We start from the raw sequence: 22,221 nt of genomic DNA on the forward strand, positions 1-22,221 counted from the left end.
GTCCATTCGGCCGATATCCCCGCGATCACCTGCCGGAATGCCGTCGGAAGCCTCCCCGGCGGCGGTTTGGAGGGCGGGCCGCCGATCACCGATGATGATCGCGCGGAGCGCGGCGCACCCCGGCGGCGAGGGGCGGACCGGGGGGAGTCCGGCGTGCGAAGCCTCGGTGAACTCACGCTCCGTTCATCCGATAGCCTCAGCCGACGTGCCGCCGCCCGGTGCCCGGGGCCAGGGGCGCACCGTCGTGCCCGGGGCCGTCAGGACCCCCGCCGGCCCACTGCCCGTTCCAAGGAGTGAGTTCGTCTGTCGACCGCCATCCTCACCGGCCCGCCGGCACCCGGATCCTCGCTCGACGCTGATCTGCGGTCGCTCGGCTTCGACGTCCGCCGGGCGACCGGCGCCGACGAGGCCCGTACCCTCCTGGCCGCCGTCCCCGCGGGCGAGCGCGTCGCCCTGGTCGACGCCCGCTTCGTCGGACACCGGCACGCCCTGCGCCTCGCGCTGACCGACCCCCGCTTCCCGGCCGCCGCCGTGCCCGGCGCGCTCACCGCGCAGCCCGAGGCCCGCCCGGCGCTGGCCCGCGCGCTGACCGCGGCCCCCGCGCTCACCGCCCCGGCCGCCGCCGCGCCCGAGCGGGACGTCACCGAGGCCGTCGCCGACGCCCTCGACGCCGACGGCGTCGCCGTGCACCGGCCCGCCCTCGGCACCCTCGTCGCCGCCGTCCCGGCCGACGACGAGGCCCGCCAGGAGGCCCGGGCCGCCGTCGACGCCGTCGACGACGAGGCCGTCCGCCTCCGCTCCGCCGTGAAGGCCCACGACGGCTTCTTCACCACCTTCTTCATCAGCCCGTACTCGCGGTACATCGCCCGCTGGTGCGCCCGCCGCGGCCTCACCCCCAACCAGGTCACCACCGCCTCGCTGCTCACCGCCCTGATCGCGGCCGGCTGCGCGGCCACCGGGGAGCGCGGCGGCTACGTCGCCGCCGGCGTGCTGCTGCTCGTCTCCTTCGTCCTGGACTGCACCGACGGGCAGCTCGCCCGGTACGCGCTCAAGTACTCGACGATGGGCGCCTGGCTCGACGCCACCTTCGACCGGGCCAAGGAGTACGCCTTCTACGCCGGCCTCGCCCTCGGCGCGGCCCGGAACGGCGACGACGTGTGGACGCTCGCGCTCGCCGCGATGGTCCTCATGACCTGCCGGCACGTCGTGGACTTCGCCTTCAACGAGTCCAACGTCGACGACGCGGCGACGCCGGGCTCCACCGCCAGGACGAGCCTCGCCCTGTCCAGCCGGCTCGACGGCGTGGGCTGGACCGTCTGGGCCCGCCGCATGATCATCCTGCCGATCGGCGAGCGCTGGGCGATGATCGCCGTCCTCACCGCCGCCACCAGCCCCCGGACCGTCTTCTGGGCGCTGATCGTCGGCTGTGCCTTCGCCGCCTGCTACACCACCGCCGGCCGGCTGCTGCGCTCGGTGAAGCGCCGGGCCCCGCGCTCCGACCGCGCCGCCCGGGCCCTCGCCGACCTCGCGGACTCCGGCCCGCTCGCCCTCCTGGCCGGCCGGGTCACCCGCCGCCTCCCGGCGCCCGCCCCGGTCGCCGCGCTCCTGGGCGCCGCCCTGATGCTCGGCGTCGCGCTCACCGCGCCGGTCGGCGCCTGGGCCGGCGTCGCCGCCGCCGGCGGCTACGCGCTCCTGGCCGGCCGCGCCGTCGCCCGCCCGCTCAAGGGCGCCCTCGACTGGCTCGTCCCGCCGCTCTTCCGCGCCGCCGAGTACGGCACGGTCCTGGTCCTCGCCGCCCGGTCGGACCTGCCGCAGGCCGTCCCGGCCGCATTCGGCCTGGTCGCGGCGGTCGCCTACCATCACTACGACACGGTGTACCGCATTCGCGGCGGCACCGGCGCGCCGCCCGCCTGGCTGGTGCGGATCACCGGCGGACACGAGGGGCGCACGCTCCTGGTGACCGTCCTCGCCGCGCTCCTCGTGGACCGCGGCGACGACTTCACCCTGGCGCTGACCGCCCTGGCGGGCGCGCTCGCCCTCGTGGTGCTCGTGGAGTCCATCCGCTTCTGGGTCTCCTCCGGAGCACCCGCCGTTCACGACGAAGGAGAAACAGCATGATCGGCCTCGTTCTGGCAGCCGGTGCCGGACGGCGACTGCGCCCGTACACCGACACCCTCCCGAAGGCCCTCGTGCCCGTGGACGGTGACACCACCATCCTCGACCTCACGCTGAAGAACTTCGCCGAGATCGGCCTCACCGAGGTCGCGATCGTCGTCGGCTACCGCAAGGAGGCCGTCTACGCGCGCAAGGAGGCCCTGGAGGCGAAGTACGGTCTCCAGATCACCTTGGTCGACAACGACAAGGCCGAGGAGTGGAACAACGCCTACTCCCTGTGGTGCGCCCGCGAGGTCCTCAAGCGCGGTGTGATCCTCGCCAACGGCGACACCGTCCACCCGGTCTCCGTCGAGAAGACCCTGCTCGCCGCCCGCGGCAAGGGCCAGAAGATCATCCTCGCCCTCGACACGGTGAAGCGGCTCGCCGACGAGGAGATGAAGGTCGTCACCGCCGAGGGCAAGGGCGTCCAGAAGATCACGAAGCTGATGGACCCGGCCGACGCGACCGGCGAGTACATCGGCGTCACCCTCATCGAGGCCGAGGCCGCCGAGGAGCTGGCCGACGCCCTGAAGGCCACCTTCGAGCGCGACCCCGACCTGTACTACGAGGACGGCTACCAGGAGCTCGTCAACCGCGGGTTCACCGTCGACGTCGAGCCCATCGGGGAGGTCTCCTGGGTCGAGATCGACAACCACGACGACCTCGCCAAGGGCCGGGAGATCGCGTGCCGGTACTGACCCGACTGATCCCGTCGCCGGTCGTCGTCGACATCCGCAGGGGAGCGCTGGACGACCTGTCCGCGCTCCTCGCGGACCAGCGGATCTCCAGCAACGGCAAGATCGCCGTCGCCATCAGCGGCGGCTCCGGGCTCAAGCTCCGCGACCAGTTCGCGCCCGAGCTGCCCGGCGCCGACTGGTACACGGTCTCCGGCGGCACCATCGACGAGGCCGTGAAGCTCGCCGACGCCATGCGCGGCAAGCGGTACGACGCCGTGGTCGCCCTCGGCGGCGGCAAGATCATCGACGTGACGAAGTACGCGGCGGCCCGGGTCGGACTGCCGCTCGTGGCCATAGCCACCAACCTGTCGCACGACGGCATCTGCTCGCCGATCTCCACCCTGGACAACGACAACGGCCGCGGCTCGTACGGCGTCCCGACCCCGATCGCGCTGGTCATCGACCTCGACGTGATCCGGGACGCCCCGATCCGCTTCATCCGCTCGGGCATCGGCGACGCGATCTCCAACATCTCCGCCCTCGCGGACTGGGAGCTCTCCCACCGGGAGACCGGCGAGAAGATCGACGGCCTGGCCGCCGCCATGGCCCGCAGCGCGGGCGAGGCGGTGCTCCGGCACCCCGGCGGCGTCGGCGACGACGACTTCCTCGTCACCCTCTCCGAGGGCCTGGTGATGTCCGGCATCGCCATGTCGATCAGCGGCGACAGCCGTCCCTCCTCGGGCGCCTGCCACGAGATCAGCCACGCCTTCGACCTGCTCTTCCCCACCCGCGCGGCCAGCCACGGCGAGCAGTGCGGCCTCGGCGCGGCCTTCGCGATGCACCTGCGCGGTGCCCGCGAGGAGTCCGGCGTGATCGTGGAGACCCTGCGCCGGCACGGCCTGCCCGTGCTGCCGGAGGAGATGGGCTTCACCGTCGACGAGTTCGTGCGCGCGGTGGAGTTCGCCCCGCAGACCCGGCCGGGCCGGTTCACCATCCTGGAACACCTCGACCTGTCCGCCGACGAGATCAGGGACGCGTACGCCGACTATGCCAAAGCCATCGGTAGCTGAGCTCCGCCCGGTCGTCCACCCGCCGGGTGTGAAGGACCGGCGGAGCGGCGAGCACTGGGGCGGCCGCCTCTACATGCGGGAGATCTCCCTGCGGATCACCCGCCAGCTGGCGAACACCCGGGTCACCCCGAACCAGCTGACGTACCTGATGACCCTGGCCGGCGTCCTCGCCGCCCCGGCGCTCCTGGTGCCGGGCGTGGCGGGCGCCGTGCTCGGCGTCGTCGCGGTGCAGCTCTACCTGCTGCTCGACTGCGTCGACGGCGAGCTGGCCCGCTGGAAGAAGCAGTACTCGCTGGCCGGCGTCTACCTGGACCGGGTCGGCGCCTACCTGTGCGACGCGGCCGTGCTGGTCGGCTTCGGCCTGCGCGCCGCCGACCTGTGGGGCGAGGGCGGGGCCGACTGGCTGTGGGCCTTCCTCGGCACACTGGCCGCGCTCGGCGCCATCCTGATCAAGGCCGAGACCGACCTGGTCGGCGTCGCCCGCCACCAGAACGGCATGCCCCCGGTCAAGGAGGCGGCCTCCGAGCCCCGCTCCTCCGGGATGGCGCTGGCCCGCCGGGCCGCCGCCGCGCTCAAGTTCCACCGGCTGATCCTCGGGATCGAGGCCTCCCTGCTGATCCTGGTCCTGGCGGTCGTCGACCAGATGCGCGGAGACCTCTTCTTCTCCCGGCTCGGCGTCGCCGTCCTCGCCGGCATCGCCCTGCTGCAGACGCTGCTGCACCTCGTCTCGGTCCTCGCGTCCAGCAGACTGAAGTAGCGGGCCCGGGGCCCGCCGCCCGCCGGGAAGATCGCCCGGCGTCCCGGCGGGACCCCCGGATGGCGTACGGTGTGGCGGCGGACCCGGTGCCGGGGGCCGCCCACCGGTCAGCTGACATCGCGGCACCCCGACGTGCCGCACACCGTGAACACGAAAGTTTCGACTGTGAGTGACATTCACCAGGGCGGGGCGGTCGCGACCAGCGCGCCTCCGGCCCCCGTCGACGCGGGCCTGGCCCCGGGCGACCTCGCCGCGAAGTACGGCCTCGCGGTCAGCGGCGCCCGGCCCGGACTGTTCGAGTACGTCCGGCAGCTGTGGAGCCATCGCCACTTCATCATGGCCTTCTCCTCGGCGAAGCTCACCGCCCAGTACAGCCAGGCCAAGCTCGGCCAGGTCTGGCAGGTGGCGACGCCGCTGCTCAACGCCCTGATCTACTACCTGATCTTCGGGCTCATCCTGGGCGCCGGAAAGGGCATGGAGAAGGACGTCTACATCCCCTTCCTGGTCACCGGCATCTTCGTGTTCACCTTCACGCAGAGCTCCGTGATGGCCGGCGTACGGGCGATCTCGGGCAACCTCGGACTGGTGCGCGCCCTGCACTTCCCGCGCGCCAGCCTCCCCATCAGCTTCTCCATCCAGCAGCTTCAGCAGCTGCTCTTCTCGATGATCGTGCTCGTCGCGATCGTCATGGTCTCCGGCAGCTACCCGTCGGCGAGCTGGCTGCTCGTGATCCCGGCGCTGCTCCTCCAGTTCGTGTTCAACGTGGGCCTCGCCCTGATCATGGCCCGGGCCGGCGCCAAGACCCCCGACCTCGCGCAGCTGATGCCCTTCGTCATGCGGACCTGGCTGTACGCCTCCGGCGTCATGTTCTCGATCCCCGTGATGCTCCAGGACAAGCCGCAGTGGATCGCGGACATCCTCATGTACAACCCGGCGGCGGTCTACATGGACCTGATCCGCTTCGCCCTCATCGACGGCTACGGCTCCGAGAACCTGCCCGACCACGTGTGGGCCACCGGCCTCGGCTGGGCGCTGCTCTTCGGGATCGGCGGCTTCGTCTACTTCTGGAAGGCCGAGGAGAGGTACGGCCGTGGCTGACACCACCCCGGGCGCCAAGACGCCCACCGTGATCTGCGACGACGTCCACATCGTCTACCGCGTCAACACCGGCGGGGGCGGCAAGGGCAGCGCCACCGCGGCCCTCAGCCGGATCGTCGGCAAGGGCAAGGCCGAGGTCTCCCGGGGCGTCCGCAAGGTGCACGCCGTCCGCGGCGTCACCTTCACCGCCTACCGCGGCGAGGCCATCGGCCTCATCGGCACCAACGGCTCCGGCAAGTCCACCCTGCTGCGCGCCATCGCCGGCCTGCTCCCCACCGAGAGCGGCAAGGTCTACACCGACGGCCAGCCCTCGCTCCTCGGCGTCAACGCGGCCCTGATGAACGACCTCACCGGCGAGCGCAACGTCATCCTCGGCGGCCTCGCCATGGGCATGAGCCGCGAGGAGATCCACGCGCGGTATCAGGACATCGTCGACTTCTCCGGGATCAACGACAAGGGCGACTTCATCAGCCTGCCCATGCGCACCTACTCGTCCGGCATGGGCGCCCGGCTCCGCTTCGCCATCGCGGCCGCCAAGAACCACGACGTGCTCCTCATCGACGAGGCGCTCGCCACCGGTGACCGCAAGTTCCAGATCCGCTCCGAGGAGCGGATCCGCGAGCTGCGCAAGGAGGCCGGCACGGTCTTCCTGGTCAGCCACAGCAACAAGTCCATCCGGGACACCTGCGACCGGGTGCTCTGGCTGGAGAAGGGCCAGCTCCTGATGGACGGCCCGACCGAGGAGGTCCTCAAGGCGTACGAGCGCGAGACCGCCCGCTGACGCCCGCGCCGCATCGCGTGCCGCACGCCCCCCGCCACCCCGGCGGGGGGCGTTCCGGTTTTCGCCGGTCGCCCTTGCCCGCGGAATGTTCATGCGGTCAACATCGGGCAGGATGAGCCCATGGCAGGGATCTCGGGCGGAAAGAACTACCACCACGGCGACCTGCGCAACGCCCTGGTCTGCGCGGCCGTCGGCCTGGCCGCCGAGGGCGGCCCCGAGCGGGTCGTGCTGCGCGAGGCGGCCCGCCGCGTCGGCGTCTCGCCCACCGCCGCCTACCGCCACTTCGACGGACGCGGCGAACTGCTCCGTACCGTCCGCGGCCACGCCCGGGCCCGGCTCGCCGAGGCCATGGAGCGGGCCGCCGCCCGCGAGCCCGGCGCCGACGACCCCGTCCTCGCCGCCGAACGCCGGCTCGCCGCCCTCTGCCGCGGCTACGTCGGCTTCGCCGTCGAACACCCGGGCCTCTACCGCGCCGCCTTCGGCGCCGTCCGCCCCGCCGCCGAGGAGCCGCCGGCCGGACCCGCCGCCCCGCCGGCGCCCGAGATCCGGGCCTTCGCCCTGCTCCGCGAGGCCCTGGAGGCGCTCGACCGCACCGGCGGCCTGCGGCCCGCCGCCGGCGCCGCCGCCTGGTCGGCCGTGCACGGCCTCTCGCTGCTCCTCCTCGAAGGCCCGCTGCGCCGGCTCTCCGCCCAGCGCCGCGCCGACGTCGTCGAGACCACCCTCGCCATGGTCGTCTCCGGAGCCCGCGCCCGCTGACCTCCCGGCGCGTCCCCTCGCCACGGGCGGCCCCGCCGGACCGGCCCGGCGTGGCGCGGGGCCCCCGAATGGCGACATCCCTCGTACAACGTAAGCTGTACCGGTCTGATCCACACCGCCCGCGGCGCCCCCGGGACAACCCGGCGGGCGCGTGCTCCGCGTGCGGCGGCGTGTCCGAAATGGGATGGATTCGATCGGCAGTGTAGAACGGGAGATATGACGGCCATGACGCAGAATCTCCATCTCCCCGTGGGTGTCGCCGTCCCCCCGTCGGGCGCCGCCCGGTGACGGCTTCCCGGCACGTGCGCACCGACGACCCCTCGCGCACCACACTCGGCAAGGCCGCGGACGAGAACTTCCCCGTGGCCCCCTTCTTCCTGCCCCGCGCCTGGCGCGACGACCTCATGGCCGTCTACGGCTACGCCCGGCTCGTCGACGACATCGGCGACGGCGACCTCGCCCCCGGCGGCGCCGACGCCTTCGGCCTCGGGTCCGACGCCGGCCCGCTCCCCCTCCTCGACGCGCTGGAGGAGGACCTGGACCGGGTCTTCGACGGGACCCCCCGCCACCCGCTGCTGCGCGCCCTCCAGCCGACCGTCCGGCGCCACGGCCTCACCCGCGGCCCCTTCCTCGGCCTGATCCAGGCCAACCGGCAGGACCAGCTCGTGAGCCGCTACGAGACCTACGACGAGCTCCTCGCCTACTGCGAGCTCTCCGCCAACCCCGTCGGCCGGATCGTCCTCGGCATCACCGGCACCGCCACCCCCGAGCGGATCCGCCGCTCCGACGAGATCTGCACCGCCCTCCAGATCGTCGAGCACCTCCAGGACGTCGCCGAGGACCTGCGCCGCGACCGGATCTACCTCCCCGCCGAGGACCTCAAGCGGTTCCACGTCACCGAGGACGAGCTCGCCCGGCCCACCGCCGGCGCCGCCGTGCGCTCCCTCGTCGCCTTCCAGGCCGAACGCGCCCGCGCCCTGCTGCACGCCGGCACCCCGCTCGTCGGCAGCGTCCGCGGCCGCCTCCGCCTGCTCCTCGCCGGCTTCACCGCCGGCGGACTCGCCGCGCTCGACGCCATCGCCGCCGCCGGCTTCGACGTCCTCGCCGGACCGCCGAAGCCCACCAAGCCGAGCCTGACGCGCCAGGCGGGAGCGGTCCTGCTCCACGCGCGAAAAGAGGGGGGATCGTGACCGTGGAGGAACTGACCCGGCCGTCCGCGCCGGTGCAGGCCGCGTACAGCTACTGCGAGGCCGTCACCGGACAGCAGGCCCGCAACTTCGCCTACGGCATCCGCCTCCTGCCCGCGGACAAGCGGCAGGCCATGTCCGCCCTGTACGCCTTCTCCCGGCGCGTCGACGACATCGGCGACGGCCCGCTCGCCCCGGAGGAGAAGCACGAGCGGCTCGAGGCCACCCGGACCCTGCTCGACCGGGTCCGCAAGGGCGACGTCGCCGAGGACGACACCGACCCCGTCGGCGTCGCGCTCGCCGACTCCGCCCGCCGCTTCCCGATCCCCCTCGAAGGGCTCGACGAACTCATCGACGGCGTCCTGATGGACGTCCGCGGCGCCACCTACCGCACCTGGGACGACCTCAAGGTCTACTGCCGGTGCGTCGCCGGAGCCATCGGCCGGCTCTCCCTCGGCGTCTTCGGCACCCAGCCGGGCGCCGCCGGAGCCGACCGGGCCGCCGAGTACGCCGACACCCTCGGCCTCGCGCTCCAGCTCACCAACATCCTCCGGGACGTCCGCGAGGACGCCGGCAACGACCGCACCTACCTGCCCGCCGACGACCTCGCCCGCTTCGGCTGCGAGGACGGCTTCGGCGCCCGCGCCCTGCCCGCCGGCGCCGACTTCGCCGGGCTCGTCCACTTCGAGGTCCGCCGCGCCCGCGCCCTCTTCGCCGAGGGCTACCGGCTGCTGCCCATGCTCGACCGGCGCAGCGGCGCCTGCGTCGCCGCCATGGCCGGCATCTACCGCCGGCTCCTCGACCGCATCGAGCGCGACCCCGACGCGGTGCTCCGCCGCCGGGTCTCGCTGCCCGGCCCCGAGAAGGCGTACGTCGCCGTCCGCGGCCTCTCCGGCCTCGACGCCCGCCACATCGCCCGCCGCACCGCCCGGGGGCGCGCCTGATGGCCCCCGTCGACCAGGCCGGGAAACCGGCCCCGAGCGCCGTCGTCGTCGGCGGCGGGCTGGCCGGCGTCACCACCGCCCTCCAGCTCGCCGAGGCCGGCGTCGCCGTCACCCTCCTCGAAGGCCGGCCCCGCCTCGGCGGCCTCGCCTTCTCCTTCCGCCGCGGCGAGCTCACCGTCGACAACGGCCAGCACGTCTACCTCCGCTGCTGCACCGCCTACCGCTGGTTCCTCGACCGGATCGACGGCACCCGCCTCGCCCCCCTCCAGGACCGGCTCGACGTGCCCGTCCTCGACGTCGGCCACCCCCGCGGACCGCGCCTCGGCCGGATCCGCCGCGACCCGCTGCCGGTCCCCTTCCACCTGGCCCGCAGCCTCGCCACGTACCCCCACCTCTCCCTCGCCGAGCGGGCCTCCGTCGGCCGCGCCGCGCTCGCGCTCAGGAAGCTCGACCCGGCCGACCCGGCCCTCGACGGCATCGACTTCGGCACCTGGCTCGGCCGGCACGGGCAGTCGCCCCGCGCCGTCGAGGCGCTGTGGGACCTCATCGGCGTCCCCACCCTCAACGCCCCCGCCCCCGGGGCCTCCATGGGGCTCGCGGCCATGGTCTTCAAGACCGGGCTGCTCACCGACCCCGGCGCCGCCGACATCGGCTGGGCCCACGTGCCGCTCGGCCGGCTCCACGACACCCTCGCCGCGAAGGCCCTCGACGGGCTCGGCGTCCGGACCCTGCTGCGCACCAAGGCCGAGCGGATCTCCCGCACCGGCGACGGCCGCTGGACCGTCGAGGTGCCCGGCGAGACCCTCACCGCCGACGCCGTCGTCCTCGCCGTGCCGCAGACCGAGACCCACGCCCTGCTCCCCGAGGGCGCCCTCGACGACGCCGACCGGCTCCTCGACATCGGCACCGCGCCCATCCTCGACCTGCACGTGGTCTACGACCGCAAGGTGCTGAAGCGGCCCTTCTTCACCGCCCTCGGCTCCCCGGTCCAGTGGGTCTTCGACCGCACCGAGTCCGCCGGGCTCACCGGCGGCGGCCAGTACCTGGCCATCTCGCAGTCCGCCGCCCAGGACGAGATCGACGTGCCCGTCGCCGCCCTCCGCGCGCGCTACCTCCCGGAGCTGGAGCGGCTGTTGCCGGCCGCCCGCGGCGCCGGCGTCCGCGACTTCTTCGTCACCCGGGAGCGGACCGCCACCTTCGCCCCCACCCCGGGCGTCGGGCGCCTCCGCCCCGGTGCCCGCACCCGTGCGCCCGGCCTCTACCTGGCCGGCGCCTGGACCGCCACCGGCTGGCCCGCGACCATGGAGGGTGCCGTCCGAAGCGGCTTCAGCGCCGCCGGCGCCGCGCTCTCCGCCTTCGGCCGCCGCCACGACCATCCGCTGCAGGAGGCGGCATGAGTGTGATCACAGGAACCAGAGGAGAGACCGTGCCGACCGTGCCCCCGGGGTCCCCGGCCGTCGACACCGCCGACGTCAACGCCCTGCTGGAGAGGGGACGGACCCTGTCCGCCCCCGTCATGCGGGCGGCCGTCGGCCGCCTCGCGCCTCCCATGGACACCGTGGCCGCCTACCACTTCGGCTGGATCGACGCCCAGGGCAACCCCACCGACGGCGACAGCGGCAAGGCCGTGCGCCCCGCGCTCGCCCTGCTCTCCGCCGAGGCCGCCGGCGCCGCGCCCGAGGTCGGCGTCCCCGGCGCGGTCGCCGTCGAGCTCGTGCACAACTTCTCGCTGCTCCACGACGACCTGATGGACGGCGACGAGCAGCGCCGCCACCGCGACACCGTGTGGAAGGTCTTCGGCCCCGCCCAGGCGATCCTGGTCGGCGACGCGCTCTCCGCCCTCGCCAACGAGGTGCTGCTCGAACTCGGCACCGTCGAGGCCGGCCGCGCCACCCGCCGGCTGACCACGGCCAACCGGAAGCTCATCGACGGTCAGGCCCAGGACATCTCCTACGAGCACCGCGAGCGGGTCACCGTCGAGGAGTGCCTGGAGATGGAGGGCAACAAGACCGGCGCCCTCCTCGCCTGCGCCGTCTCCATCGGCGCCGTCCTCGGCGGCGCCGACGACCGCACCGCCGACAAGCTGGAGGAGTACGGCTACCACCTCGGCCTCGCCTTCCAGGCCGTCGACGACCTCCTCGGCATCTGGGGCGACCCGGACGCCACCGGCAAGCAGACCTGGAGCGACCTGCGGCAGCGCAAGAAGTCGCTGCCGGTCGTCGCCGCCCTCGCGGCCGGCGGGGAGGCGTCCGAGCGACTCGGCCGGCTGCTCGCCGAGGACGCCAAGTCCACCGAGTTCGACTCCTTCTCCGAGGAGGACTTCGCCTACCGCGCCGCCCTCATCGAGGAGGCCGGCGGCCGACAGTGGACCGCCGAGGAGGCCCGCCGCCAGCACGCGATCGCGCTCCGTGCCCTGCACGAGGTCGACATGCCCGCCCGGGTCCGCGACCAGCTGATCGCCCTCGCCGACTTCGTCGTCGTACGGAAGAAATGATCACCCACAGCCAGATATGAGTGCGCAGTCGCCGGCCGGTGCCACCCGGCGCCGGCCGACGGCAGACCCGCAGGAGCAGAGGAAACCGACTGCCACGAAGGGGAAGCCATGACAGCGACGACCGACGGAAACGCCGGGGCCCTCGGTCCCCTCGCGCCCGCGGCCCGCACGACACCACGACACCGCACCACCCCCGCGGACGGCCCCGCCGCCGCCCCGGGGCTCCTGGAGGAGGCCGCCGCCCTCGCGGCCCGCATGGCCACCGACCACCTCCTCGCCCGCCAGGACCCCGAGGGCTGGTGGAAGGGCGACCTGGAGACCAACGTCACCATGGACGCCGAGGACCTCCTGCTCCGCCGGTTCCTCGGCATCCTCGACCCGGACACCCTCGCCGCGGCCGCCCGCCACATCCGGAGCCGGCAGTACGAGGACGGCACCTGGCCCACGTTCCACGGCGGCCCCGGCGACCTGTCCGCCACCGTCGAGGCGTACGTCGCCCTCCGGCTCGCCGGGGACCGGCCCGAGGCCGCGCACATGGCCCGCGCCGCCTCCTGGGTCCGGGCCCGCGGCGGCATCGCCGGCGCCCGCGTCTTCACCCGCATCTGGCTGGCCCTCTTCGGCTGGTGGCGCTGGGAGGACCTGCCCGAGCTGCCGCCCGAGCTGATCTTCCTGCCGTCCTGGTTCCCGCTGAACATCTACGACTTCGGCTGCTGGGCCCGGCAGACCATCGTGCCGCTCACCATCGTCTCCGCGCACCGCCCGGTCCGCCCCGCGCCCTTCCCCCTCGACGAGCTGCACACCGACCCGAACCGGCCTGCGCCGCCGCGCCCGCTCGCCCCGCTCACCGGCTGGGACGGCCTCTTCCAGCGCCTCGACAAGGCCCTGCACGTCTACCACCGCTTCGCCCTCCGCGGGCTGCGCAGGGCGGCCATGAACGCCGCCTCCCGCTGGATCGTCGAACGGCAGGAGAACGACGGCTGCTGGGGCGGCATCCAGCCGCCGGCCGTCTACTCGGTCATCGCCCTCCATCTGCTCGGCTACGACCTGGAACACCCGGTCATGCGGGCCGGCCTGGAGTCCCTGGACCGGTTCGCCGTCTGGCGCGAGGAGCCCGAGGGCCCGGTCCGCATGATCGAGGCCTGCCAGTCGCCCGTCTGGGACACCTGCCTCGCCACCATCGCCCTCGCCGACGCCGGCCTGCCCGCCGACCACCCGGCCCTCGTCAAGGCCGCGGACTGGATGCTCGGCGAGGAGATCACCAAGGCCGGCGACTGGGCCGTGCGCCGGCCCGGACTGCCACCCGGCGGCTGGGCGTTCGAGTTCCACAACGACAACTACCCCGACATCGACGACACCGCCGAGGTGATCCTCGCCCTGCGCCGGGTCCGCCACCCCGACCCCGCCCGGGTGAACGCCGCCGTCGACCGGGCCGCGCGCTGGACCGCCGGGATGCAGTCCGGCAACGGCGCCTGGGCCGCCTTCGACGCCGACAACACCGGCGTCCTGCCGAACAAGCTGCCCTTCTGCGACTTCGGCGAGGTCATCGACCCGCCCTCCGCCGACGTCACCGCCCACGTGGTGGAGATGCTGGCCCACGAGGGCCGGACCGACGACCCCCGCACCCGCCGGGGCATCGACTGGCTGCTCGCCGAACAGGACCCCAACGGCGCCTGGTTCGGCCGCTGGGGCGTCAACTACGTCTACGGCACCGGCTCGGTGCTCCCCGCCCTCGCCGCCGCCGGGATCCCCGCCTCCCACCCGGCGGTCCGCCGGGCCGTCGCCTGGCTCGCCTCCGTCCAGAACCAGGACGGCGGCTGGGGCGAGGACCTGCGCTCGTACGACGACCGGTCCTGGATCGGCCGCGGCACCTCCACCGCCTCGCAGACCGCCTGGGCCCTCATCGCCCTGCTGGCCGCCGGCGAGCGCGAGTCGGAGACCGTCCGCCGGGGCGTCGCCTGGCTGACGGAGACGCAGCGGGAGGACGGCTCCTGGGACGAGCCGTACTTCACCGGCACCGGCTTCCCCTGGGACTTCTCCATCAACTACCACCTCTACCGGCAGGTCTTCCCGCTCACCGCGCTCGGCCGGTACCTGTACGGCGAGCCCACGCTCCACCGGGAAGGGTGATGGACCGCCCGCCCGGGGAACCGGGCACCGGCGTGCCGCCGCTGCTCGTCGCCTGCGCGCTGGGCATCGAGCGGTTCGCCCTGCGCGGCGGCCGGGACGGGGCGCCCGGCCCGGTCCGGGTGGTCCGCACCGGCATGGGCCCCGCCCACGCCGCCCGCGGGGTGTCCCAGGCCCTCGGCCGCTCCGGCTGGGACGGGGCCGCCGTCATCGCCTCCGGCTTCTGCGCCGGGCTCGCCCCCGGGATGCACCCCGGCGACCTGGTCGTCGCCGAGGAGACCCGCGGCCCCGGCGGCGCCACCGTCTGCGACGGCACCGACCTCCTCGTGCGGGCCCTCACCCGGGCGCTGCCCCGACGGACCGTGCACACCGGCCCGCTCACCGGCTCCGACCACGTGGTGCGGGGCCCCGAGCGGGCCGCGCTGGCCGCCGGCGGGGCGATCGCCGTCGACATGGAGTCCGCCGCCACCCTGCGTACCGCACGGGCCGCCGGACCCCGCCCCGTTGCCGCCGTACGGGTGGTCGTGGACGCCCCCGAGCACGAACTGGTCCGGATCGGCACGGTACGCGGGGGAATATCGGCCTTCCGCGTCCTCCGTGCCGTCCTTCCCGCTTTCTTCGAATGGCACCGTTCTCTGCTGCTCCCCAGGAGGTGAGCCGGTCATGGCCATGCCGCTCCGTCAGTCCGTCCGGGTCGGGACCTATCTCTTCGAACAGAAGCTCCGCAAGAGGGACAAGTTCCCCCTCATCGTCGAGCTGGAGCCGCTCTACGCCTGCAACCTCAAGTGCGAGGGCTGCGGCAAGATCCAGCACCCGGCCGGCGTCCTCAAGCAGCGCATGCCGGTCGCCCAGGCGGTCGGCGCCGTCCTGGAGTCCGGCGCCCCGATGGTCTCCATCGCAGGCGGCGAACCCCTGATGCACCCCCAGATCCACGAGATCGTGCGCCAGCTGGTCGCCCGTCGGAAATACGTCTTCCTCTGCACCAACGCGATGCTGCTGCGCAAGAAGCTCGCCGATTTCACCCCGTCCCCCTACTTCGCCTTCGCCGTCCACATCGACGGACTGCGTGAACGCCACGACGAATCAGTGGCGAAGGAAGGCGTGTTCGACGAGGCCGTGGCGGCGATCAAGGAAGCCAAGCGGCGCGGATTCCGGGTCACCACCAATTCGACCTTCTTCAACACCGACACCCCGCAGACCGTCATCGAGGTGCTGAATTTCCTCAACGACGACCTCCAGGTCGACGAAATGATGATCTCGCCCGCCTACGCCTACGAGAAGGCGCCCGACCAGGAACACTTCCTCGGCGTCGAGCAGACCCGGGAACTGTTCCGGAAAGCCTTCGCCGGCGGCAACCGGCGCCGCTGGCGGCTCAACCACTCGCCGCTCTTCCTCGACTTCCTCGAAGGAAAGGCCGACTTCCCCTGCACCGCCTGGGCGATCCCCAACTACTCCCTCTTCGGGTGGCAGCGCCCCTGCTATCTGATGAGCGACGGCTACGTCCCCACCTACCGCGAGCTGGTCGAGGAGACCGACTGGGACAAGTACGGCCGCGGCAAGGACCCGCGCTGCGCCAACTGCATGGCGCACTGCGGCTACGAACCGACCGCCGTGCTCGCCACCATGGGCTCGCTCAAGGAGTCGCTGCGGGCGGTCCGCGAGACCGTCCAGGGGAGCTGAGGGGCGGGCCATGACCGACGGGTTCGACCTGCGGGCACTGCTCGCCGAACGCGGCGGCGAGCGGTACGGGCTGCACGCCCGGTACCTCAACCCGCAGCTGCCGCGGATGCTGCACACCATCGGCTTCGACAAGGTCTACGAGCGGGCCGCCGGCGCCCACTTCTGGGACGCCGAGGGCAACGACCACCTCGACATGCTCGCCGGCTTCGGCGTCATGGGCCTCGGCCGGCACCACCCCGTCGTCCGCAAGGCCCTGCACGACGTCCTCGACGCGGACCTCCCCGACCTCACCCGCTTCGACTGCCCGCCGCTGCCCGGACTGCTCGCCGAGCGGCTGCTCGCCCACAGCCCCCACCTCGACCGGGTCTTCTTCGGCAACAGCGGCACCGAGGCCGTCGAGACCGCCCTGAAGTTCGCCCGGTACGCCACCGGCCGGCCCAGGATCGTCTACTGCGAGCACGCCTTCCACGGGCTCACCACCGGCGCCCTCTCGGTCAACGGCGAACAGGGCTTCCGGGCGGGCTTCGACCCGCTGCTCCCGGACACCCCGATCGCGCTCGGCGACCTCGACGCCCTGGAGCGCGAGCTCCGCGGGGGCGACGTGGCCGCCTTCGTGGTCGAGCCGATCCAGGGCAAGGGCGTCCAGGAGGCCCCGCCGGGCTTCCTCGCCGCCGCCCAGGAGCTGCTGCGCCGGCACGGGGCGCTGCTGATCGCCGACGAGGTGCAGACCGGCCTGGGCCGGACCGGGGACTTCTACGCGTACCAGCACGAGGACGGGGTCGAGCCGGACCTGGTCTGCGTGGCGAAGGCGCTCTCCGGCGGGTACGTGCCGGTCGGCGCCACGCTGGGCAGGGACTGGATCTTCAAGAAGGTCTACTCGTCCATGGACCGGGTCCTGGTCCACTCGGCCAGCTTCGGCTCCAACGCCCAGGCGATGGCGGCCGGGCTCGCGGTGCTCTCGGTGATGGAGTCCGAGGGGACGGTCGCGCACGTGCGGCGGGTCGGCGGGCTGCTGAAGAGCCGCCTGGAGGAGCTGGTGCCCCGGTACGAGCTGCTGCACGCGGTGCGCGGCCGGGGTCTGATGATCGGGATCGAGTTCGGCCGGCCGAGCTCGCTGGGGCTGCGCGGCCGGTGGGCGATGCTCCAGACGGCCCGGAAGGGGCTCTTCGCGCAGATGGTGGTGGTGCCGCTGCTCCAGCGGCACCGGATCCTCACCCAGGTCTCCGGCGACCATCTGGAGGTGATCAAGCTGATCCCGCCGCTGGTGATCGACGAGGCGGACGTGGACCGCTTCGTCACCGCCTTCACGGCGGTCATGGAGGACGCCCACGGTGGCGGGGGGCTGCTCTGGGACTTCGGGAAGACGCTGGTCAAGCAGGCGGTCGCGCAGCGCTGAGCGGTCGCTCCCGGGAGCTGACCCTGTCGCCTTTTGCCTCTGAGGCAAGAAACTTGCCTCAGAGGCACGTTCCTGGCGGAATGGACGCATGGACCACGTCCCCCGGGGCCCCGCCCCGGAAACCGCCGCCCCCGATCTGGTGCCCGACGTCGCCCCGCAGCTGCGGGCCCTGCGCCGGCGCCGGGGGCTCACCCTGGAGGCCGCCGCCCAGCGGGCCGGACTCTCCCCGGCCCACCTCTCGCGGCTCGAGACCGGGAACCGGCAACCCTCGCTGCCGATGCTGCTGGCCCTCGCCCGTATCTACGGTACGACGGTCGCCGAGCTGCTGGGGGAGACCCCGCCCGAGCGCGACCCGGTGATCCGGGCCGGCCGCTCGGAGCCGGTCGAGGCCGACGGCTGGGTCTACCGGCAGGCCGGCGGCGCCGGCCGGGCGATGCAGTGCCTGCGCGTCCACGTGCCGTACGCCACCCGCGCCGACATCGTGCGCGTGCACCCCGGCGAGGAGTGGCTGCACGTCCTCGACGGGCAGGTCCGGCTCGCGCTCGGCGAGACCGTGCACCTGCTCGATCCCGGGGACAGCGCGCACTTCGACTCGCTCACCCCGCACCGGATCGGCGCGGCCGGCCGCGCCGGCGCCGAGGTGCTCTTCGTCCACACCCTGCTGCAGAGCCCCGCCGCCGAGCTGTGCCTGGGCGGCGGCGCCCCGCATCCCGTCTGAGCCCCGAAGGGTTGACCGACATGTCCGACAAGTCAGTGCATTCCGCCCCGGTCACCGGCGAGGAGCGCGGGGAGGGCAAGTTCCCCAAGGGGCTGGTGCTCCGCCTCTTCGCGTACCTGATCGCCGGTCACCTCTTCGCCGGCTTCCTCTACCTGCTCTTCATGCTCGGCGGGCAGAACCAGTAGCCGGTCCCGGGCGGTTCCTCACGCCTCCGTGAGGAACCGCTCCCGCAGCCGCTCGCGGGTCTCGGGCGCCAGCTTCAGGCCCTCCGCGAGGTAGACGTCCACGGAACCCCAGGTCGCGTCGATCGTCTCGAAGGCGGCCCGCAGGTATTCCACCCGCGCGTCGAAGAGCGGGCTCAGCAGCTCCATCACCTCGGGCGCCATCGCGTCCCGGGCGGTGGAGCTGCGGCGCACCTTGTAGCGGCGGTGCGGGGCGTCGGACTTCACGTAGTCGGCCTCGATGGCCGCGCGCTCCACGCCCAGCGCGAGCAGGGTGATCGCGATCGAGAGCCCGGCGCGGTCCTTGCCGGCCGCGCAGTGCATCAGGGCCGGGACCGAGTCCTCGGCGAGGGCGTGCAGCACCCGGCTGTGCTCGGCGGTCCGCTCCACGATCATCCGGCGGTACGAGCTCCGCATCCGCTCCGCCGCCTTGCCGTCGCCCAGCAGGCCGCGCAGCGTGTCGAGGTCGCCCTCCCGGACCATCCGCCAGAACTCCTTGCCGTCGGCCGGGTCGCTCAGCGGTATGTTCACGTTCCGCACGCCCGGGAGCTCGACGTCGGGCCCCTCCACCTTGGCGTCGGCGGCGTTGCGGAAGTCGAAGACGGTGTGCAGGCCGAGGCCGGCCAGGAAGGCCGCGTCGGACTCGGTGGCGTCGGCGAGGTGGCCGCTGCGGAACAGGGCGCCGGGGCGGACGGTGCGTCCGTCCGTCGTCGGCAGGCCGCCCACGTCCCGGAAGTTGCGGACCTCCGCGAGCTCGGGCTCGCCGGGTTCGAGGGGCGACTGGACCTGCGGCAGCTGCTGCGTCACGGATGCTCCAGGGGGTAGGCGTTCGCGGGGCCGGGACGGATCGGTTCCCCCTGCAATCATCGCCGGGAGCGGGGGTGCGGCGCACCCCCCTGGACGGTAATGGGTGATCTGTCCGTATTGCGATGGTTGGGGTAACGCGCCCTGGTTGAGGGGGAGATGGCATTCAGTGCGTGAGCAGCGTCATAGAAGTGACGGATCGTGGCCGACCGCCCGGTCCAATTCCCGTCCTCGAAAAGGGAATCGAGGGGCCGTCATCGACGGAGGGTGACCGGAATTCCGGGCCCGAAGATCGCCCCGGAATGCCCGGTGAATTCCGCGGCTTGTTCGCGCCGACCCCGCTCGTCTAGCGTCGCCGTCAATCCGGTCGGACCGCCGAATCCTGCCACCGTCCGGAATTCGACCCCATCCCATCGCACGGCAGGAGCGGGGGACCCAAGGAAGTACGCCGGTCCCGCGACGCAGGACGGCTCGGGGTGAAGCCGCGTGAGAAGCGCGGCCGGGCATCTCCAGTCCGAACCCGACAGCTCACCTCGCAGGCGCCGGAGAGGAATTCGCCATGCCCGCGAAGGGTAAGCACCGCCGCCAGAAGTCCACCCTCATCACCCGTGGCCTGGTCGCCGCCGGCACCGGTGGCGCCGTCGTCGCCCTGCCGTTCATCGGCGCCACCGGAGCCCACGCCGCCGAGCAGGCCGCCCCGGCCGCCGTCTCCGGCACCGTCGTGAGCGCCGCCGCCCACGTCCAGGCCCCCGCCGCCGCCCCGGCCGCGAAGGCCGCCGCCCCGAAGACGTACTCCGTCGTCGCCGGCGACTACCTGTCCAAGATCGCCGCCGAGCACGACGTCGCCGGCGGCTGGCAGAAGCTCTACGCGGACAACCGCCAGGTCGTCGGCGAGAACCCCTCGCTCATCCTCCCGGGCATGAAGCTCACCCTCGGCGCCAAGAACCCCGCCAAGGCCGCCGCCCCGAAGGCCGCGGTCAAGGCCGCCCCGAAGGCCGAGCGCAAGGCCGCCCCGAAGGCCGCGGTCAAGGCGGCCCCGAAGGCCGAGGCGAAGGCCACCGAGCAGACCCGCGCCTCGCGCTCCACCGAGCGCGCCGCCGCCCCGGCCGCCGCCGCCCAGCCGGCCGCGTCCTCGGGCTGGGTCGCCCCCGTCTCCGGCGGCATCTCCACCCCGTACCGCGCCTCCGGCTCCATGTGGTCCTCCGGCTACCACACCGGCGCCGACTTCATCGCCTCCTCCGGCACCACCGTCCGCGCCGTCGGCGCCGGCACGGTCGTCTCCGCCGGCTGGAGCGGCGCGTACGGCAACGAGGTCGTCATCCAGCACGCCGACGGCAACTACTCGCAGTACGCCCACCTCTCCTCCCTCTCCGTCTCCGCCGGCCAGTCGGTCAGCGGCGGCCAGCAGATCGGCCTCTCCGGCTCCACGGGCAACTCCACCGGCCCGCACCTGCACTTCGAGATCCGCACCTCGCCGAGCTACGGCTCGGACATCGACCCGCTGGCCTACCTGCGCCAGCACGGCGTCTCCCTCTGACCCGTCCGGCCGAACGGCCGCACGAAGGCCCGGCACCCCTGGTGCCGGGCCTTCGCCCTATTCCGGCTTTGGCCATTTCTTTAGCGGTGGCATATATCACCCGCCGTCAACCCCTCCTTACGGTCGCGTAGGTCACATCCGAAACGGAAGGATGTCCTGCCGTGGCAGACGATTCGAGAGAAACAGACAAGCAGGCGTTCGGTTCGTTCGGGTCGTACGCGGCGATCGGTGACAGCTTCACGGAGGGCGTCGGCGACCCCGGCCCCGACGGGACCTACGTCGGCTGGGCGGACCGCTTCGCGGTGCTCCTCGCCGACCAGCTGCCGGACCACGAGGACTTCCGCTACGCCAATCTGGCCGTCCGCGGGCGCCTCCTCGACCAGATCGTGGAGGAGCAGGTCCCCCGGGCGAAGGAGCTCGCCCCCGACCTGGTGACCTTCTGCGCCGGCGGCAACGACATCATCCGCCCCGGCACCGACCCCGACGACGTCGCCGAGCGCTTCGAGCGGGCCGTGCGCGACCTCACCTCCGCCGTCGGCACCGTGATGGTCACCACCGGCTTCGACACCCGCGACGTGCCCGTGCTCAAGCACCTGCGCGGCAAGATCGCCACGTACACCGCCCACGTCCGGGCCATCGCCGACCGCTACGACTGCCCGGTCCTCGACCTGTGGTCGCTGAGGTCGGTCCAGGACCGGCGCGCCTGGGACGACGACCGGCTGCACCTCTCGCCCGAGGGGCACACCCGGGTCGCGCTGCGCGCCGCCCAGGTCCTCGGCCTGCCGGTGCCCGCCGACCCCGACCAGGAGTGGCCGCCGCTGCCCGCCCGCGGCCCGCTGGAGGTCCGCCGGGACGACATCCTGTGGGCGCGCGAGTACCTGGTGCCGTGGATCGGCCGGCGGCTGCGCGGCGAGAGCTCCGGCGACCACGTCGAGGCGAAGCGCCCCGACCTCATGCCCCTGTAGTCCAGGGGCGGCCGGCGGGGATCCGCTCCAGGACCCCGCCGGCGAACACGTCGTACAGCGGCAGCGTCTCCAGGTGGACGTAGCCGATGTGGCAGTCGCAGACGGCGAGCGGGCAGGCGCGCGGCCGCAGCGCGGCCCGGTACGAGCCGTCGTACAGATTGCCCAGCTCCGCCGGGACGAAGTGGCAGCGCCGCACCGTCCCGGCGCCGTCCACCGACACCACCGACGCGCCGGTCCGGCAGGGCAGCCCCGCCGAGCGGTGCGGATGCCTGCTGTACGGGAAGAGCGGGTCGACCCCCGTCCACGCCGCCGCCTCCGCGTCGGTGTACGTGTGCCCCTCGGCGGCGTTCACCCACAGGTAGACGTGGTCCGGCAGCGCCGCCCGCAGCCGCAGCGCCTCCCCGTGGTGCTCGGGCAGGCCGACGACGCCCACGCTGAACCGGACGCCGCGGGCCGCCAGGTCGAGCGCCTTGCCGAGGAAGCGGTCGTACGGGGTCTGACCCGGGTGGTACGTGCACCACAGGGCCAGCGTGCCGAGGTCGGCCTCGTCGAGCCACGAGGTCCGGCAGCTCAGATTGGTCTGGATGGCCACCCGCTCCACGTGCGGCAGCCGCGACAGCTCGACCATCGCCCGCCGGTACCAGGAGCGGACCAGCCCCTCCCCCCACGGGGTGAAGAGGATCCGCAGCCGGTCCCCGGCCTGCCCGGCCGCCCAGCCGGTGAACCGCTCCAGCGCCGCCCGGTCCGCCCGCAGCGTCTCCGGGCTGTCCCGCCGCTTGGCGAACGGGCAGTACGGGCAGTCGTAGTCGCAGGAGGCGAGCGGCCCCCGGTACAGCAGCGTCAGGTCCACGCCCGCCC

At 73.5% G+C, this 22,221-nt stretch carries 21 protein-coding genes and 1 riboswitch; of the genes, 19 read left to right on the forward strand and 2 right to left on the reverse strand.

The window, feature by feature from the left end; genetic code table 11:
- Positions 1–303 precede the first annotated feature (303 nt).
- The 17 genes from ABFY03_RS30485 (at position 304) to ABFY03_RS30565 (ending at position 18,021) form a co-directional block, all read left to right on the forward strand.
- Positions 304–2,118 (forward strand): DUF5941 domain-containing protein, encoded by a 1,815-nt coding sequence (locus ABFY03_RS30485; RefSeq protein WP_346172328.1) that lies wholly within the window; start codon positions 304–306, stop codon positions 2,116–2,118.
- Positions 2,115–2,852 carry a phosphocholine cytidylyltransferase family protein gene (locus ABFY03_RS30490; RefSeq protein WP_319013221.1) on the forward strand — a complete coding sequence of 246 codons (738 nt, stop codon included), beginning with the start codon at positions 2,115–2,117 and terminating at the stop codon, positions 2,850–2,852. The genes ABFY03_RS30485 and ABFY03_RS30490 overlap by 4 nt, the downstream gene beginning before the upstream one ends.
- Positions 2,840–3,901, forward strand: coding sequence for an iron-containing alcohol dehydrogenase family protein (locus ABFY03_RS30495; protein ID WP_319013220.1), 1,062 nt, complete (start codon positions 2,840–2,842; stop codon positions 3,899–3,901). Before ABFY03_RS30490 ends, ABFY03_RS30495 begins: the two co-directional genes overlap by 13 nt.
- On the forward strand, positions 3,879–4,658 hold the full coding sequence (locus ABFY03_RS30500; protein ID WP_078867974.1) for a CDP-alcohol phosphatidyltransferase family protein: 780 nt from the start codon (positions 3,879–3,881) through the stop codon (positions 4,656–4,658). The genes ABFY03_RS30495 and ABFY03_RS30500 overlap by 23 nt, the downstream gene beginning before the upstream one ends.
- A gap of 165 nt (positions 4,659–4,823) precedes the next feature.
- Complete coding sequence (locus ABFY03_RS30505; RefSeq protein ID WP_384668609.1) at positions 4,824–5,756, forward strand: ABC transporter permease; 933 nt, start codon at positions 4,824–4,826, stop codon at positions 5,754–5,756.
- Complete coding sequence (locus tag ABFY03_RS30510) at positions 5,749–6,537, forward strand: ABC transporter ATP-binding protein (RefSeq protein ID WP_346171312.1); 789 nt, start codon at positions 5,749–5,751, stop codon at positions 6,535–6,537. The genes ABFY03_RS30505 and ABFY03_RS30510 overlap by 8 nt, the downstream gene beginning before the upstream one ends.
- Positions 6,538–6,657: 120 nt before the next feature.
- Positions 6,658–7,293, forward strand: coding sequence for a TetR/AcrR family transcriptional regulator (locus ABFY03_RS30515; protein ID WP_346171313.1), 636 nt, complete (start codon positions 6,658–6,660; stop codon positions 7,291–7,293).
- A gap of 284 nt (positions 7,294–7,577) precedes the next feature.
- Entirely contained in the window at positions 7,578–8,483 is a 906-nt protein-coding gene (gene hpnC / locus ABFY03_RS30520; RefSeq protein WP_346171314.1) for a squalene synthase HpnC, read from the forward strand.
- Positions 8,480–9,424 (forward strand): presqualene diphosphate synthase HpnD, encoded by a 945-nt coding sequence (hpnD, locus tag ABFY03_RS30525; protein WP_386723612.1) that lies wholly within the window; start codon positions 8,480–8,482, stop codon positions 9,422–9,424. Before hpnC ends, hpnD begins: the two co-directional genes overlap by 4 nt.
- On the forward strand, positions 9,424–10,821 hold the full coding sequence (hpnE, locus tag ABFY03_RS30530) for a hydroxysqualene dehydroxylase HpnE (RefSeq protein WP_346171315.1): 1,398 nt from the start codon (positions 9,424–9,426) through the stop codon (positions 10,819–10,821). Before hpnD ends, hpnE begins: the two co-directional genes overlap by 1 nt.
- Positions 10,818–11,918, forward strand: a complete 1,101-nt coding sequence (locus ABFY03_RS30535) for a polyprenyl synthetase family protein (protein WP_319013215.1) — start codon at positions 10,818–10,820, stop codon at positions 11,916–11,918. Before hpnE ends, ABFY03_RS30535 begins: the two co-directional genes overlap by 4 nt.
- Positions 11,919–12,026: 108 nt before the next feature.
- The gene (gene shc / locus ABFY03_RS30540; protein ID WP_346171316.1) at positions 12,027–14,045 is read left to right on the forward strand and encodes a squalene--hopene cyclase; all 2,019 of its coding nucleotides are present in this window, start codon (positions 12,027–12,029) and stop codon (positions 14,043–14,045) included.
- Positions 14,045–14,698, forward strand: coding sequence for a phosphorylase family protein (locus ABFY03_RS30545; RefSeq protein ID WP_346171317.1), 654 nt, complete (start codon positions 14,045–14,047; stop codon positions 14,696–14,698). The genes shc and ABFY03_RS30545 overlap by 1 nt, the downstream gene beginning before the upstream one ends.
- A gap of 7 nt (positions 14,699–14,705) precedes the next feature.
- Positions 14,706–15,722 carry an adenosyl-hopene transferase HpnH gene (gene hpnH, locus ABFY03_RS30550; RefSeq protein ID WP_319013212.1) on the forward strand — a complete coding sequence of 339 codons (1,017 nt, stop codon included), beginning with the start codon at positions 14,706–14,708 and terminating at the stop codon, positions 15,720–15,722.
- A gap of 10 nt (positions 15,723–15,732) precedes the next feature.
- Positions 15,733–17,118 carry an aspartate aminotransferase family protein gene (locus ABFY03_RS30555; RefSeq protein WP_346171318.1) on the forward strand — a complete coding sequence of 462 codons (1,386 nt, stop codon included), beginning with the start codon at positions 15,733–15,735 and terminating at the stop codon, positions 17,116–17,118.
- A gap of 88 nt (positions 17,119–17,206) precedes the next feature.
- Positions 17,207–17,836, forward strand: coding sequence for a helix-turn-helix domain-containing protein (locus ABFY03_RS30560; RefSeq protein WP_319013210.1), 630 nt, complete (start codon positions 17,207–17,209; stop codon positions 17,834–17,836).
- Between the two features lie 20 nt (positions 17,837–17,856).
- Positions 17,857–18,021 carry a DUF6126 family protein gene (locus tag ABFY03_RS30565; protein WP_319013209.1) on the forward strand — a complete coding sequence of 55 codons (165 nt, stop codon included), beginning with the start codon at positions 17,857–17,859 and terminating at the stop codon, positions 18,019–18,021.
- A gap of 18 nt (positions 18,022–18,039) precedes the next feature.
- Here ABFY03_RS30565 and ABFY03_RS30570 read toward each other — a convergent pair whose 3' ends face one another.
- Complete coding sequence (locus tag ABFY03_RS30570) at positions 18,040–18,864, reverse strand: tyrosine-protein phosphatase (RefSeq protein WP_319013208.1); 825 nt, start codon at positions 18,862–18,864, stop codon at positions 18,040–18,042.
- Between the two features lie 388 nt (positions 18,865–19,252).
- Positions 19,253–19,416: riboswitch (cyclic di-AMP (ydaO/yuaA leader) on the forward strand.
- A 4-nt stretch (positions 19,417–19,420) separates the two neighbouring features.
- Between ABFY03_RS30570 and ABFY03_RS30575 the strand changes: the two genes are divergently transcribed.
- On the forward strand, positions 19,421–20,398 hold the full coding sequence (locus ABFY03_RS30575) for a M23 family metallopeptidase (RefSeq protein ID WP_346171319.1): 978 nt from the start codon (positions 19,421–19,423) through the stop codon (positions 20,396–20,398).
- Positions 20,399–20,559: 161 nt separating this feature from the next.
- Positions 20,560–21,363 carry an SGNH/GDSL hydrolase family protein gene (locus ABFY03_RS30580; protein ID WP_319013206.1) on the forward strand — a complete coding sequence of 268 codons (804 nt, stop codon included), beginning with the start codon at positions 20,560–20,562 and terminating at the stop codon, positions 21,361–21,363.
- Here ABFY03_RS30580 and ABFY03_RS30585 read toward each other — a convergent pair.
- A complete protein-coding gene (locus ABFY03_RS30585; protein WP_346171320.1) occupies positions 21,350–22,213 on the reverse strand; it encodes an STM4011 family radical SAM protein in 864 nt (287 codons plus the stop codon). The genes ABFY03_RS30580 and ABFY03_RS30585 overlap by 14 nt on opposite strands.
- Positions 22,214–22,221: the final 8 nt, after the last annotated feature.

The organism is Streptomyces roseofulvus (genome assembly GCF_039534915.1).
GTDB classification, from domain to species: domain Bacteria; phylum Actinomycetota; class Actinomycetes; order Streptomycetales; family Streptomycetaceae; genus Streptomyces; species Streptomyces roseofulvus.